We start from the raw sequence: 12938 nt of genomic DNA, 5'->3' as shown, positions 1-12938 counted from the left end.
CCCCACCGTCTAAAGCCAATAGAGCCCCTGATGACCGGCTCCGATGTTGCAGGCACTTTGTTATTCAGCACATGTAGCATAGATGCGAGCCACCCATTTGCGGGGCGAAATTCGCGAACCACAAATCCCCAACAACAATGTTTGCTGCCGTATGCGCCTCGGAGGGCGTCTGGGGATAGGGGCGCGGCACATCAGTTCTCTGTGTGTTGCCCGCCTGTCCGCCGGCGGCCATGCGATCGTGGACACGATGTCACCACCGAAGGCCTGGCCGACGGCGGTATGGCGATACGTCGCCGGCGCGCCGTTGACATATCTGTGGCTGACCGTGTTGCTTGTCACCACGGTCATCCAGCACCAACTGAGCAGGCGCCAGCTGCACAGCCTGCTGGTCCACGGCTCGACCAATCTCTATCACTTGGCCAGAGACCCGCTGGAAGTGCTGTTTACCAGCCTGCTGTGGATCGACGGCCGCTACTGGACGCCGTATTTGGTGTTGTTCACACTTTTCCTAGCGCCGGCCGAGCGCTGGCTCGGCCAATTGCGCTGGCTCACCGTCGGATTGACGGCACACGTCGGTGCTACGTACCTCAGCGAGGGCCTGCTGTATCTGGCGATCCAGCTCCACCTGGAGCCGGAAAAGATGGTGCACGCCCGCGATATCGGGGTCAGCTACTTCATGGTCGGGATAATGGCGGTGCTTGCCTATCACATTGCCCAGCCCTGGCGATGGTGCTATCTGGCAATACTGGTGGTTGTCTTCACCGTGCCGCTGATCGTCCACGTAAACTTCACCGCGATCGGACATTTCGCGGCGATCTGTATCGGGCTCTGCTTCTACCCGATGGCGCGGGCGGCGCAGCTCAGGGATGCCGGCAGGTGACGCCGCCGTCGACCACCAGATATGTGCCGGTGATGAACGATGCCCGGTCGGACATCAAAAACGCCACCGCCTGTGCGACCTCCGCCGGTTGGCCGATGCGGCCCAGCGGCGAAGCCTGCACGAAACCCGCTCGGACCTCCTCGATGTCGAGCGCTGTCTGCAGCATCGGGGTGTCGATGAACCCGGGGCACACGGCATTGACCCGGATCCCGGCGGGGCCCAGTTGCGCGGCCATCGACCGGGTCAACCCGAGCAGTCCGGCCTTCGACGCGCAATAAGCCGGAATGAACGGATTGGCGGTCAGTCCCTCGATGCTCGATATTCCCACCACCGCCGGCGAACGGCCTTCGCGTGCGGACTTTTCCAGATGCGGCAGCATCAGCTGCACCAGTATGGCCTGGGCACGCAGGTTGACGTCGACGATGGCGTCCCACGACCGGCCGGTATAGGCGCCGACCGGCTCGGCGAGCACCCGTCCGGCGGCATGGACCAGCCCGTCGAGACCGTCGAGCGCGGAATCGGCGGCGGCGACGGCATCGGCCAGCGCGGTGTCGTCGCAGACGTCGACGACCGAGCCCGGCATGCCCATGTCGCCGGCCACCTGCTGCACGGCCGGGGCGATGTCCCACAACGCAACCCGTCGGCCCTCGGCCACCAACGCCTGCGCGCACGCCCGGCCGATTCCGGATGCCGCTCCGGTGACGACGACCCCGCTCACCGCGCTGCCTTGCGCACGATGAACTGCGACCAGTCGGGCTCGCGCACCGCGGCCCAGTATTCATTGAGCCGCCATGGACTTACCGTATGGATTTCACCGTCGGGATTCTTGAAGTACGAGTGCTTGACCAACGGATGCGACCACACCATCTTCTTGATCTCGGCTTGTGTCCGTCGATGCCACTCGGCGGCGGCCCCGGGCGTCGGCTCGAGGGAACGAAGACCGTCTCGGACCAGCTTCGCCAGACAGCTATTGATGTAGCGCATCTGCAGCTCGGAGTTGAAGATCAGACTGCCACCATGGGCCAGATGGGCACCAGGTCCGTAGATGAGGAAGAAGTTGGGGAACCCGGGAACGGTGATCCCGAGGTAGGCGTAGGGCCGCTGCCCCCAGAGGTTGCGCAAGTCAGTTCCGTTGCGGCCGATGATCTTCAGCGGCCACAGCACTTCGGTGTGTCGAAACCCGGTGGCGTAGATGAGCACGTCGACGTCGTGGTTGACGCCGTCGCTGGTGACGACACCGCTCGGGGTGATCCGCTGTATCGGAGTTCGCACCAGTTCGACGTTGTCCCGGCGCAGCGTCTGCAGCCAGCTTCCGTTGTCCTGCAGGGTGCGTTTGCCGGTGGCCGGGTAGTCCGGCAGTACCTTGGCCAATAGGTCCTGGTCTCCGCCCACCTGATTGGTGATCCAATCGGTAAACATCAGCCGGGCGGCGGCGTTGATCTCGCTGACCGCGTAGTCCTGATTGGGGTAGTTCGGGTCGACCCGTGCCGCGTCGAGCCCCTTGTCGGCGCCGGGCCACATCACCAAGAACCGGTACCAGCGGCCATAGAACGGAAGATGATCCATCGCCCAGCGCACACCGTCACCCACGGACTCGTGATACATGGGATTAGGGAACATCCACTGCGCACTGCGCTGAAAGACCGTCAGATGCTCGACGCCGTCAGCAATCGCCGGGGCGATCTGAAAACCGCTGGCACCAGCGCCGATCAGTGCGACCCGCTTGCCGGCCAGGTCGACCGAGTGATCCCATGCCGCTGAGTGAAACGACGGCCCGCCGAAGCTGTCCGCGCCGTCGAAGTCCGGTATGTAAGGCCGATTCAGCTGGCCGACCGCGGTGATCACGGCGCGGGCCCGCATGCCGGTGATCGTGCCGTCGTGCGATCGTGCGGTGACCGTCCACATGCAGTCGTCGTCGTCCCACTCGGCCGCGAGCACCTCGGTTTGCCACCGTACATGTTCCCCGAGCCGGTATTTGTCCATCACCATGGTGAAATAGGCTTGTAATTCGGGCTGTTCTGCAAAGAAGTGCTTCCAGTCGTTGCTGGGCTCAAAGCTGTAGCAGTAGAAGTGGTTGGCGACGTCGACGCGGGCGCCGGGATAGCTGTTCTCCCACCAGGTTCCACCCGGCCCAGCATTCTTCTCCAGGATGGTGAACGGAATGTGGGCCTGTTTCAGCCGGATTCCGGCCAGGATACCCGACTCGCCGCAGCCGACGACGATCACCGGAATCTGTGCCGCCCGCTCGGGCTGCAGCGGCGCCGGGCGACGCGGATCGACGCCCTCGAAGTCCAGCTCCTCGAACAACAACGGGAGGTAGTCGTCGGGCACCGTCTCGCAGGCGGCCCAGTCCATCATTTCCTTGATCAGCGCGCGCGGCAGCGCCGCCGGTTCGGGGCAGCCGCGGTCGCGATAGTCGGTGATCACCGGCAGCGCGGCCGCGCGGGCTCGGGCCTTGTCCTCCTCGGACATAAAACCCTGCACCTCGTTGAGGAATATGCCCGCGGGCTTGAAGTCGCGGATGAAACGCGGGTCGCCGCTGATATGGACCAGCGAGAGCAACAGGGTCGGGATGCTGACCTGCTCGAGCGCGGCGGCGATCTGTGCGGTGGGCGTGGTGAAGGGTTTGCCGGCGTAGCGGCTGCGCATCAAGCCCGATCCTTCCGCCTATTACGCTACTCGTCGTTTCGTAATAGTCCGATACGATACGCGCGGCGTCGAGGCCGATCAAGGGCCATGCCGGCGTCGCCCTACCTCGGCGCACAGCGGAGCAGGAGGATTCGCACCCGCCGGGCAGCGGCACGACCATCGAGATCACTGGTCGCGGCAAGGTTCACGCGCTGCACGGCACGGCATGCAATCCTGGCTCTGATGCGCCAGTACTACTCCGTCGACACCATCCGCGAGGCCGAGGCGCCGCTGCTGGCCCGTCTGCCGGAGGGCGCGCTGATGCGGCGTGCGGCGTTCGGGCTGGCCACCGCGATCGTCCGGGAGCTGACCGACCGCACCGGCGGGGTCGCCGGTCGTCGGGTGTGCGCGGTCGTCGGCTCGGGCGACAACGGCGGCGACGCGCTGTGGGCGGCGACCTTCCTGCGCCGCCGTGGCGCCGCCGCCGACGCGGTGCTGCTCAATCCCGAGCGCACGCACCGCAAGGCGCTTGGGGCGTTCACCAAGGCGGGCGGCCGTGTCGTCGAACGGGTCGCGACGGCAACGGATCTGGTCATCGACGGGGTGGTGGGCCTGGCCGGATCGGGCCCGCTGCGCCCGGCGGCCGCCGAGGTGTTCGCCGCGGTGGACGCCGCCGGAATCCCAGTGGTCGCCGTGGATATCCCCAGCGGCATCGACGCGCACACCGGCGCGGTCACCGGCCCGGCCGTGCACGCCGCGCTGACCGTGACATTCGGCGGGCTCAAACCCGTGCATGCGCTCGCCGACTGCGGGCGGGTCGCGCTGGTCGACATCGGGCTCGACCTGCCCGACGCCGACGTGCTCGGCTTCGAGGCCGCAGACGTCAGGGCGCGCTGGCCGGCGCCCGGACCGCACGACGACAAATACACCCAGGGCGTGACCGGCATCATCGCGGGCTCATCGACCTATCCCGGTGCCGCCGTGCTGTGCACCGGCGCCGCGGTCGCGGCCACCTCGGGCATGGTCCGCTACGCGGGCAGCGCGCTGGCCGAGGTGCTGTCGCACTGGCCGGAAGTCGTCGCCGCACCCACGCCCGCGGCAACCGGGCGGGTGCAGTCCTGGGTCGTCGGGCCGGGGTTGGGCACCGACGACACCGCCGCCGCGGCGCTGTGGTTCGCGCTGGACACCGGGCTGCCGGTGATCGTCGACGGCGACGGCCTGACTTTGCTGGCGGCTCATCCGGACCTGGTCACAAGGCGGACGGCGCCGACCGTGCTGACCCCGCATGCCCGGGAGTTCGCGCGCCTCGCCGGGGCGCCACCGGGTGACGACCGCGTCGGCGCAACCCGCAAGCTGGCCCAGGCGTTCGGCGCCACGGTGCTGCTCAAGGGCAACGTCACGGTCATCGCCGAACCGGACGGTCCCGTCTACCTCAATCCGGCCGGCGAATCGTGGGCAGCCACCGCCGGCTCCGGGGATGTGCTCTCGGGGATGATCGGCGCGTTGCTGGCGGCCGGGCTACCCGCCGGCGAGGCCGCCGCGGCGGCGGCGTTCGTGCATGCCCGCGCGGCCAACCTCTCGGCCGCCGACCCCGGACCTGCCGGCACCCCGACGTCGGCGTCGCGAATCCTCGGTCACATCCGGACCGCCTTGGCCACCCTCTAGCAGCCCTGTCGAAAGGATCCGCCGTGCCGCACCACCCATCCGTTCCGTCGCATGCGATCGCCCCCGCCTACACCGGTCGGTTGTTCACCGCGCCGGTGCCGGCGCTGCGGCTACCCGACGAGTCGATGGACCCCGAGGCCGCCTACCGGTTCATTCACGACGAGCTGATGCTCGACGGCAGCTCGCGGCTGAACCTCGCCACGTTCGTCACCACCTGGATGGATCCCGAGGCCGAGACGCTGATGGCCGAGGCATTCGACAAAAACATGATCGACAAGGACGAATACCCGGCGACCGCGGCCATCGAGCAGCGCTGCGTATGCATGGTGGCCGACCTTTTCCACGCCGAGGGGCTGCGCGACGACGACCCGCACAGCGCGACCGGGGTGTCCACGATCGGGTCGTCCGAGGCGGTGATGCTGGGCGGGTTGGCGCTGAAGTGGCGGTGGCGCCAGCGGGCCGGCAGCGAGTGGAAGCGGCGCACGCCGAACCTGGTCATGGGCTCCAACGTGCAGGTGGTCTGGGAGAAGTTCTGCCGCTACTTCGACGTCGAGCCCCGTTACCTGCCGATGGAGAAGGGCCGCTACGTCATCACCCCCGAGCAGGTGGTCGAGGCCGTCGACGAGGACACCATCGGCGTGGTGGCGATCCTGGGCACCACCTACACCGGCGAGCTGGAGCCGGTCGCCGAGATTTGCGCCGCGCTGGACAGGCTGGCCGCCGCCGGCGGGGTGGACGTCCCGGTGCACGTCGACGCGGCCAGCGGCGGCTTCGTGGTGCCGTTCCTGCACCCGGATCTGGTGTGGGATTTCCGGTTGCCGCGGGTGGTGTCGATCAACGTCAGCGGCCACAAGTACGGGCTGACCTATCCCGGCATCGGGTTCGTGGTGTGGCGCGGTCGCGAGCACCTGCCCGAGGATCTGGTGTTCCGGGTCAACTACCTCGGCGGCGACATGCCGACCTTTACGCTGAACTTCTCGCGGCCCGGCAACCAGGTCGTCGGCCAGTACTACAACTTCCTGCGGCTGGGCCGCGAGGGCTACACCCAGGTGATGCAGTCGCTGTCGCAGACCGCGCGCTGGCTGGGCCATCAGCTGGCGGCCGGCGAGCATTTCGAGCTGATCTCCGACGGGTCGGCGATTCCGGTGCTGGCGTTTCGGCTGGCCGGCGACCGCGGCTACACCGAGTTCGACGTGTCCCACGAGCTGCGGACCTTCGGCTGGCAGGTGCCGGCCTACACCATGCCGGACAACGCCACCGACGTTTCGGTGCTGCGAGTCGTGGTCCGCGAAGGGCTGTCCGCGGACCTGGCGCGCGCCCTGCACGACGACACCGTCACCGCCCTGGCCACGCTGGACAAACTCAAACCCGGTGGACACTTCGGGGAGCAGCACTTCGCGCACTGACCGGTATGCCGATCGCGCAGCTTCATCCGCGACACGCCGGGTCGAGCCTAATGTGCACGGTCGGCGGGCGCGGCGGCGACGCGGGCGGAGTCTGGGACAATCGAGGGCGATGCAGCCGACTCCGTTGATCCCGAGGTCCGCCGACTTGCTCGCCGAGGCGGTCGTGGACCTCGACGCTATCGCCCACAACGTGGCGGTGCTGCGCGAACGCGCCGCCGGCGCGCAGGTGATGGCCGTGGTCAAGGCCGACGGTTACGGGCACGGGGCTACCCGCGTCGCTCGCACCGCATTGGCGGCCGGTGCGACCGAACTCGGCGTGGCCACCATCGACGAGGCACTCGAATTGCGGGCCGACGGCATCACCGCACCCGTGCTGGCGTGGCTGCACCGCCCCGGAACCGACTTTGCCCGTGCGCTGGGCGCCGACGTGCAGATCGCGGTGTCCTCGGCGCGCCAGCTCGACGAGCTGCTCGACGCGGTTCGCCGGACCGGTACGACGGCGACGGTAACCGTCAAAGTCGACACCGGCTTGAACCGAAACGGTGTCGGTGCGGCGCAGTACCCGGCCATGCTGACCGCGCTGGGCCAGGCCGCCGCCGACGGCGCGATCCGGTTGCGTGGCATCATGTCGCATCTGGTCTACGCCGACGAGCCTGACCATCCCACCAATGAACTGCAGTACCAACGCTTTTGCGACCTGTTGGCCCAGGCGCGAAGCGCCGGTGTGCGGTTCGAGGTAGCCCACCTGGCCAATTCGTCGGCGACTTTGACCCGGCCGGATTTTGCCTTCGACATGGTGCGGCCCGGCATCGCTATCTACGGGCTAAGTCCGATCCCCGAACGTGGTGACATGGGGCTGATACCGGCGATGACGGTGAAATGCGCTGTCGCGCTGGTGCGTTCGATTCGTGCCGGCGAAGGGGTTTCCTACGGGCACACCTGGATCGCTGACCGCGACACCAACCTGGCGTTGCTGCCCATCGGTTACGCCGACGGCGTGTTCCGCATGCTGGGCGGGCGTCTCGAGGTGTTGATCAACGGCAAGCGACGACGCGGCGTGGGCCGGATCTGCATGGACCAGTTCGTCGTCGACCTCGGGCCCGGTGCGCCGGATGTCACCGAGGGTGATGAGGCGATCCTGTTCGGCCCGGGTACTCTCGGTGAACCCACCGCGCAGGAGTGGGCCGATCTGCTTGAGACCATCCACTACGAGGTGGTGACCAGCCCGCGAGGGCGCATCACCAGGACCTATCGCGGAGCCGAAACCGTTGAGCGGTGACCACGAAGGGCATGCGCGCAAGGCACGTTGGTTGGCCGGAATGGCGGGACTGGGGGCGGTTACGACGATTGCGGCGGTGTCGGTGGCGCGGTCGATGACCCGGCGTGCCGACGCCGACGACCCTTATGCCGACCAGGATTTCGAGGCGCTGGACACCGACCGGAGCTACGTGGTGACCACCCCGGACGGGGTACCGCTGGCGGTGCGGGAGGCGGGACCGGCGGATGCGCCCCTGACGGTGGTGTTCGCTCACGGCTTCTGTTTGCGCATGGGCGCTTTCTATTTCCAGCGCATGCGGCTGAGCCAGGAGTGGGGCCCGCAGGTCCGGATGATCTTCTACGACCAGCGCGGCCACGGCCGCTCCGGCGAAGCTCCGCCCGACACCTACACGGTGACCCAGCTCGGCAGGGACCTGGAAACGGTGCTGCAGGTGCTCGTTCCGCAGGGGCCGGTAGTGCTGGTCGGTCATTCGATGGGGGGCATGACGGTGTTGTCGCATGCTCGCCAGTACCCCCACCACTACGGCGACCGCGTTGTCGGTGCGGCGTTGATATCGTCTGCTGCCGAAGGGGTTTCGAGGTCATTGTTGGGGGAGATCCTGAAAAACCCGGCGCTGGAGGCGGTCCGGTTCACCGCACGGTCGGCGCCAAAGCTGATGCATCGGGGCAGACGTGCGACGCGGTCGCTGATCAAGCCGATCCTGGTGGCCGCGTCCTACGGCGACGAGAAGATAAGCCCGAGCGTGGTGGCGTTCTCGCAGAAAATGATGTACGGCACGCCAATCCCCACGCTGGTGGGATTCCTGCACGCCTTGGAAACGCTGGACGAAACCGCGGCGCTGCCGACGGTGGCGAGAATCCCGACGCTGGTCGCTTGTGGCGACCGTGATCTGCTGACGCCCGCCGAATACTCGCGCGAGATGGCCGCCGCCCTGCCGGACTCTGAACTGCTTATCGTCGAGGGGGCCGGTCACCTGGTGCAACTGGAGAAGCCGGACATCATCAACGACGGATTGGTCAGGCTGGTCAAGCGGGCCACCCCGCCGAGCAGGCTGCAGTCGCTGACGCGGCGGTGGCGCGAGCGAGCACGCCGCCATGGTTGAGCTGGAATCAGGCACGGCGACCCTTGAACGGGCCGAGGACACCTTCGCGCTCGGAACGCGGCTCGGTGAGCAGCTGCGCGCCGGCGACGTGGTGGTGCTCTCCGGGCCGCTCGGCGCCGGTAAAACCGTGTTGGCCAAGGGAATAGCCGAGGCCCTGAACGTCGACGGACCGGTCATCTCGCCGACGTTCGTGCTCGCGCGGGTGCACCGAGCGCGCGACGCCGGCGCACCGGCAATGGTCCACGTGGACTTCTACCGGTTGTTGGATCACGACGACGCCGATCTGCTGGCTGAACTCGACTCGCTGGATCTGGACACCGAACTCGACCAGGCGGTCGTGGTGGTGGAGTGGGGCGAGGGGATCGCCGAGCGGCTATCCGAGCGGCATCTTGATGTTCGCCTTGAGCGCGTCAGTAACTCCGACGTGCGGATCGCGACCTGGCGGTGGGCCGCATGACCCACGCTGCCGACGTGCTGGTGTTGGCGCTCGACACCGCCACCCCCGCGGTGACGGCCGGGATCGTGCGGCGGTCGTCTGCAACCGATCTCGACCTGGTCGCCCAGCGGATCACCATCGACGCCCGGGCGCACGCCGAACGACTCACCCCCAACGTCGTGGCCGCGCTCGCCGATGCCGGATTGACCATGGCCGACCTCGACGCTGTCGTGGTGGGTTGCGGGCCGGGCCCGTTCACCGGCTTGCGGGTGGGCATGGCCACCGCGTCCGCCTACGGGCATGCGCTGGGTATCCCGGTGCATCCGGTGTGCAGCCTGGACGCCATCGGTGTGCAGACCCAAGGTGAGACGCTGGTGGTCACCGATGCCCGTCGCCGCGAAATCTATTGGGCCCGTTACCACGACGGCTTTCGGGTCGACGGTCCCGCCGTAAACGCCCCTCGCGACGTCGACCCCGGCCCGGCGCGGGCAGTGGCCGGCTCACCCGAGCATGCGGCGGCGTTCGACCTGCCGCACTGTGGGCCGGTCTACCCGACGCCGACGGGGTTGGTCGCCGCGGCGGCCGACTTGTCAGCGAAACCGGCGCCGCTGCTGCCGCTGTATCTGCGTCGCCCCGACGCCAAGGTCCCTGCCAACCAGGTGGTTTCGCGATGACGGCCTACGACGCCGAACCGATCACCATCGACGAGTTGACTCTCGCCGACGCCGAGCGGTGCGCGCAGTTGGAGGCCCAGTTGTTCCCCGGCGACGATCCGTGGCCGGTGGCGGCCTTCGCGCGCGAACTCGCCGCCACGAACAGTCACTACGTGGCCGCCCGCACCGCCGACACCCTCGTCGGTTACGGAGGTATCGCACGGTTGGGCCGCCGGCCGCCCTTCGAGTACGAAGTGCACACCATCGGCGTCGACCCCGCCTACCACGGCCGCGGCATCGGCCGGCGGCTGCTCAACGAGTTGCTGCGCTTTGCCGCCGGGGGAACCGTCTACCTCGAAGTGCGCACCGACAATGCCGCCGCGATCGCCTTGTACCGCAGCGCGGGATTCGTCAACGTCGGCCTGCGCCGGCGCTATTACCGGGTAAGTGGTGCCGACGCCTACACCATGCGGCGGGATCCGCGATGAGCATCATCCTGGCCATCGAAACCTCTTGTGACGAAACCGGTGTCGCCATCGCCCGGCACGACGACGGCGCGGTGACATTGCTGGCCGACGAGGTGGCCTCCAGTGTCGACGAGCATGCGCGGTTTGGCGGTGTCGTCCCCGAGATCGCCTCGCGGGCGCACCTGGAAGCACTTGGTCCGACCATGCGCCGCGCGATGAAGCGCGCCGGTGTGCGCAAACCGGACGTGGTCGCGGCGACCGCCGGGCCCGGGCTGGCCGGCGCGTTGCTGGTGGGAGTGGCTGCGGCCAAAGCGTATTCGGCTGCCTGGGACGTTCCGTTCTACGCGGTCAACCATTTATGTGGACACCTGGCCGCTGACATCTACGAACATGGGCCGCTGCCGCAGTGCGTGGCGTTGCTGGTGTCGGGCGGACACACCCATCTGCTGCATGTGCGTTCGCTTGGTGAGCCGATCGTCGAGCTGGGCAGTACCGTCGACGACGCCGCCGGCGAGGCCTACGACAAAGTCGCTCGATTGCTGGGCCTGGGCTACCCGGGCGGCAAGGTGCTTGACGAGCTGGCCCGCACCGGTGACCGCGACGCGATTGTGTTCCCGCGCGGCATGACCGGACCCGCGGACGACCCGTATGGGTTCAGTTTCTCCGGGCTCAAGACCGCGGTCGCGCGCTACGTGGAAAGCCACCCGGATGCGTCGACGGCCGACATCGCTGCCGGTTTTCAGGAGGCGGTCGCCGACGTGCTGACCATGAAGGCCCTCCGCGCCGCCGCCGAAGTGGGCGTGTCGACGTTGCTGATCGCCGGTGGTGTGGCGGCCAATTCGCGGCTGCGCGAACTCGCCGAGCAGCGCTGTCGCGACGCCGGTGTGAACCTGCGGATTCCGCGACCGCGGTTGTGCACCGACAACGGCGCGATGATAGCCGCCTTTGCCGCGCAGCTGATCGCCGCTGGCGCCCCGCCCTCACCGCTGGATGCGCCCAGCGACCCCGGCCTGCCGGTGGTGCGCGCACAGCTGCCCTGAGGACGACGGCGGGCGTTATGCGTTGCTGGTTTGCTCGGTGACGATGAGCAGGTCGTTGCTGGTCGCCCACGCTTTCGTGAAGGTATCCATAAGGATCTGCTCGTCACGTCCGTTGGGAGTGCCGCTGTCGTTGAGGTGGACGACGTCGGCGCGGGTGTCGACTCCGGTAACGACGACGGCATGGTCGGCGTTGGTGCGCTGACCCTTGCCGGGAGGGTAGTTCCAGATGGTTTCGGCGTTAACTGCGGCGATGACTTTGTGCCCGCCGGCCAGGTCCTGCTCCAGCCCGTCCATGGTGTTGCCGGTCGTGAGGTCGGATTGGATGCCGTATTTGCCCAGCAGCATGACCATATCCTGCGGCGAGGTTCCGTCGAACAGGTAGACGGGCCCGCGGTGGGCTTCGCTTTTGGTGAACACCCCGCGCAGCTCGATGCCGGTTTGGCTGGGTTCTTTGCCGGTGAGCTGGCCGACCACGTCGGCCACCGCCATCAGGCCGCAATCTTCTCCGTGTTGGTAGCGCCAGTAGGGGGCGGCGGCTTGCGGGTTACCGTACATTCGGCCGTTGGGGTCGGCGTGGGCGATGCCGGCGAACGCCGGCAAGGCCGAAAAGACCGCCGCGGCCGCGCTGGCAATGCGGGTCGCGTTGAACATGCTCTCATTACTAACATTTCGTCCTTGACGCAGCCTGAGAAACGACCGCCCAGCGGTGTCTTGCTGCGGCTGCTGGGCACGGGCGACCAGACACCGAGCCCGGGCAGTGATCGGCGCCGCGATCCGGGATGGTTGGCGCGGTCGGTTGTCGGCAGGAAGCAGCCGGGCGGCCTTGAGTGCTAGCACTCTCATGTATAGAGTGCTAGGTGGCAATCGGACAATCCCCGTGTCGGCACCCGCGACGACGACGCGAGGGTACGGACGGCTGCCGAACACCTGATATCCGACGGCCCGGGGACAGCCCGGACCTGCTACCCACAGCGTCCAGGGCGACGGCCCGGGACTCGAGCGAACTAAGTGGAGGGCTCTAATCGTGGCGAGCGTGAACATCAAGCCGCTCGAGGACAAGATCCTCGTACAAACCATCGAGGCCGAGACCACGACCGCATCCGGTCTGGTCATTCCCGACACCGCCAAGGAAAAGCCGCAGGAGGGCAAGGTCGTCGCCGTCGGTCCCGGCCGCTGGGATGAGGACGGCGAGAAGCGCATCCCGCTGGACGTGTCCGAGGGCGACACCGTCATCTTCAGCAAGTACGGCGGCACCGAGATCAAGTACAACGGCGAGGAGTACTTGATTCTGTCCGCTCGTGACGTGCTGGCCATCGTCAACAAGTAGAAACGGTTTGCCGCCCCGGCGATCCCCGCGGTGCCCGCGGGCGATTTCCGGGGCG

General features: G+C 67.6%; 13 protein-coding genes. 10 read left to right on the top strand and 3 right to left on the bottom strand.

Annotated elements, in window-relative coordinates:
* Positions 1-247 precede the first annotated feature (247 nt).
* Positions 248-880, top strand: a complete 633-nt coding sequence (locus tag MHEC_RS19335; protein WP_048890349.1) for a rhomboid-like protein — start codon at positions 248-250, stop codon at positions 878-880.
* On the opposite strand, the gene MHEC_RS19330 is transcribed toward MHEC_RS19335, so the two are convergent.
* Positions 861-1598 carry an SDR family NAD(P)-dependent oxidoreductase gene (locus MHEC_RS19330; RefSeq protein ID WP_048890201.1) on the bottom strand — a complete coding sequence of 246 codons (738 nt, stop codon included), beginning with the start codon at positions 1596-1598 and terminating at the stop codon, positions 861-863. The two genes, MHEC_RS19335 and MHEC_RS19330, sit on opposite strands and share 20 nt — an antisense overlap.
* Entirely contained in the window at positions 1595-3529 is a 1935-nt protein-coding gene (locus MHEC_RS19325; protein WP_048890200.1) for a flavin-containing monooxygenase, read from the bottom strand. The genes MHEC_RS19330 and MHEC_RS19325 overlap by 4 nt, the downstream gene beginning before the upstream one ends.
* Positions 3530-3751: 222 nt before the next feature.
* Here MHEC_RS19325 and MHEC_RS19320 point away from each other — a divergent pair, with 222 nt between their 5' ends.
* From MHEC_RS19320 to tsaD, 8 genes are all read left to right on the top strand, one after another.
* Positions 3752-5173 carry a bifunctional ADP-dependent NAD(P)H-hydrate dehydratase/NAD(P)H-hydrate epimerase gene (locus MHEC_RS19320; RefSeq protein WP_048890199.1) on the top strand — a complete coding sequence of 474 codons (1422 nt, stop codon included), beginning with the start codon at positions 3752-3754 and terminating at the stop codon, positions 5171-5173.
* Between the two features lie 23 nt (positions 5174-5196).
* Positions 5197-6579 carry a glutamate decarboxylase gene (locus MHEC_RS19315; protein ID WP_048890198.1) on the top strand — a complete coding sequence of 461 codons (1383 nt, stop codon included), beginning with the start codon at positions 5197-5199 and terminating at the stop codon, positions 6577-6579.
* A gap of 109 nt (positions 6580-6688) precedes the next feature.
* Positions 6689-7858 carry an alanine racemase gene (alr, locus tag MHEC_RS19310; RefSeq protein WP_048890197.1) on the top strand — a complete coding sequence of 390 codons (1170 nt, stop codon included), beginning with the start codon at positions 6689-6691 and terminating at the stop codon, positions 7856-7858.
* 40 nt (positions 7859-7898) lie between these two features.
* Complete coding sequence (locus MHEC_RS19305; RefSeq protein WP_048890348.1) at positions 7899-8960, top strand: alpha/beta fold hydrolase; 1062 nt, start codon at positions 7899-7901, stop codon at positions 8958-8960.
* Positions 8953-9417, top strand: a complete 465-nt coding sequence (tsaE, locus tag MHEC_RS19300) for a tRNA (adenosine(37)-N6)-threonylcarbamoyltransferase complex ATPase subunit type 1 TsaE (RefSeq protein ID WP_048890196.1) — start codon at positions 8953-8955, stop codon at positions 9415-9417. The genes MHEC_RS19305 and tsaE overlap by 8 nt, the downstream gene beginning before the upstream one ends.
* Positions 9414-10070, top strand: coding sequence for a tRNA (adenosine(37)-N6)-threonylcarbamoyltransferase complex dimerization subunit type 1 TsaB (gene tsaB / locus MHEC_RS19295; protein WP_048890347.1), 657 nt, complete (start codon positions 9414-9416; stop codon positions 10068-10070). The genes tsaE and tsaB overlap by 4 nt, the downstream gene beginning before the upstream one ends.
* The gene (gene rimI / locus MHEC_RS19290; protein WP_048890195.1) at positions 10067-10537 is read left to right on the top strand and encodes a ribosomal protein S18-alanine N-acetyltransferase; all 471 of its coding nucleotides are present in this window, start codon (positions 10067-10069) and stop codon (positions 10535-10537) included. Before tsaB ends, rimI begins: the two co-directional genes overlap by 4 nt.
* Positions 10534-11556: a tRNA (adenosine(37)-N6)-threonylcarbamoyltransferase complex transferase subunit TsaD gene (gene tsaD, locus MHEC_RS19285; protein ID WP_048890194.1), complete on the top strand. Its 1023-nt coding sequence runs from the start codon at positions 10534-10536 to the stop codon at positions 11554-11556. The genes rimI and tsaD overlap by 4 nt, the downstream gene beginning before the upstream one ends.
* A gap of 15 nt (positions 11557-11571) precedes the next feature.
* On the opposite strand, the gene MHEC_RS19280 is transcribed toward tsaD, so the two are convergent.
* Positions 11572-12207, bottom strand: a complete 636-nt coding sequence (locus tag MHEC_RS19280) for a C39 family peptidase (protein WP_048890193.1) — start codon at positions 12205-12207, stop codon at positions 11572-11574.
* Positions 12208-12580: 373 nt separating this feature from the next.
* Between MHEC_RS19280 and groES the strand changes: the two genes are divergently transcribed.
* A complete protein-coding gene (groES, locus tag MHEC_RS19275) occupies positions 12581-12883 on the top strand; it encodes a co-chaperone GroES (protein ID WP_003919247.1) in 303 nt (100 codons plus the stop codon).
* Positions 12884-12938: the final 55 nt, after the last annotated feature.

Source organism: Mycobacterium heckeshornense (assembly GCF_016592155.1).
Lineage (GTDB): Bacteria > Actinomycetota > Actinomycetes > Mycobacteriales > Mycobacteriaceae > Mycobacterium > Mycobacterium heckeshornense.
Note: the sequence above shows the minus strand (reverse complement) of the source record. Positions and strands in the feature narration are given on the sequence as shown.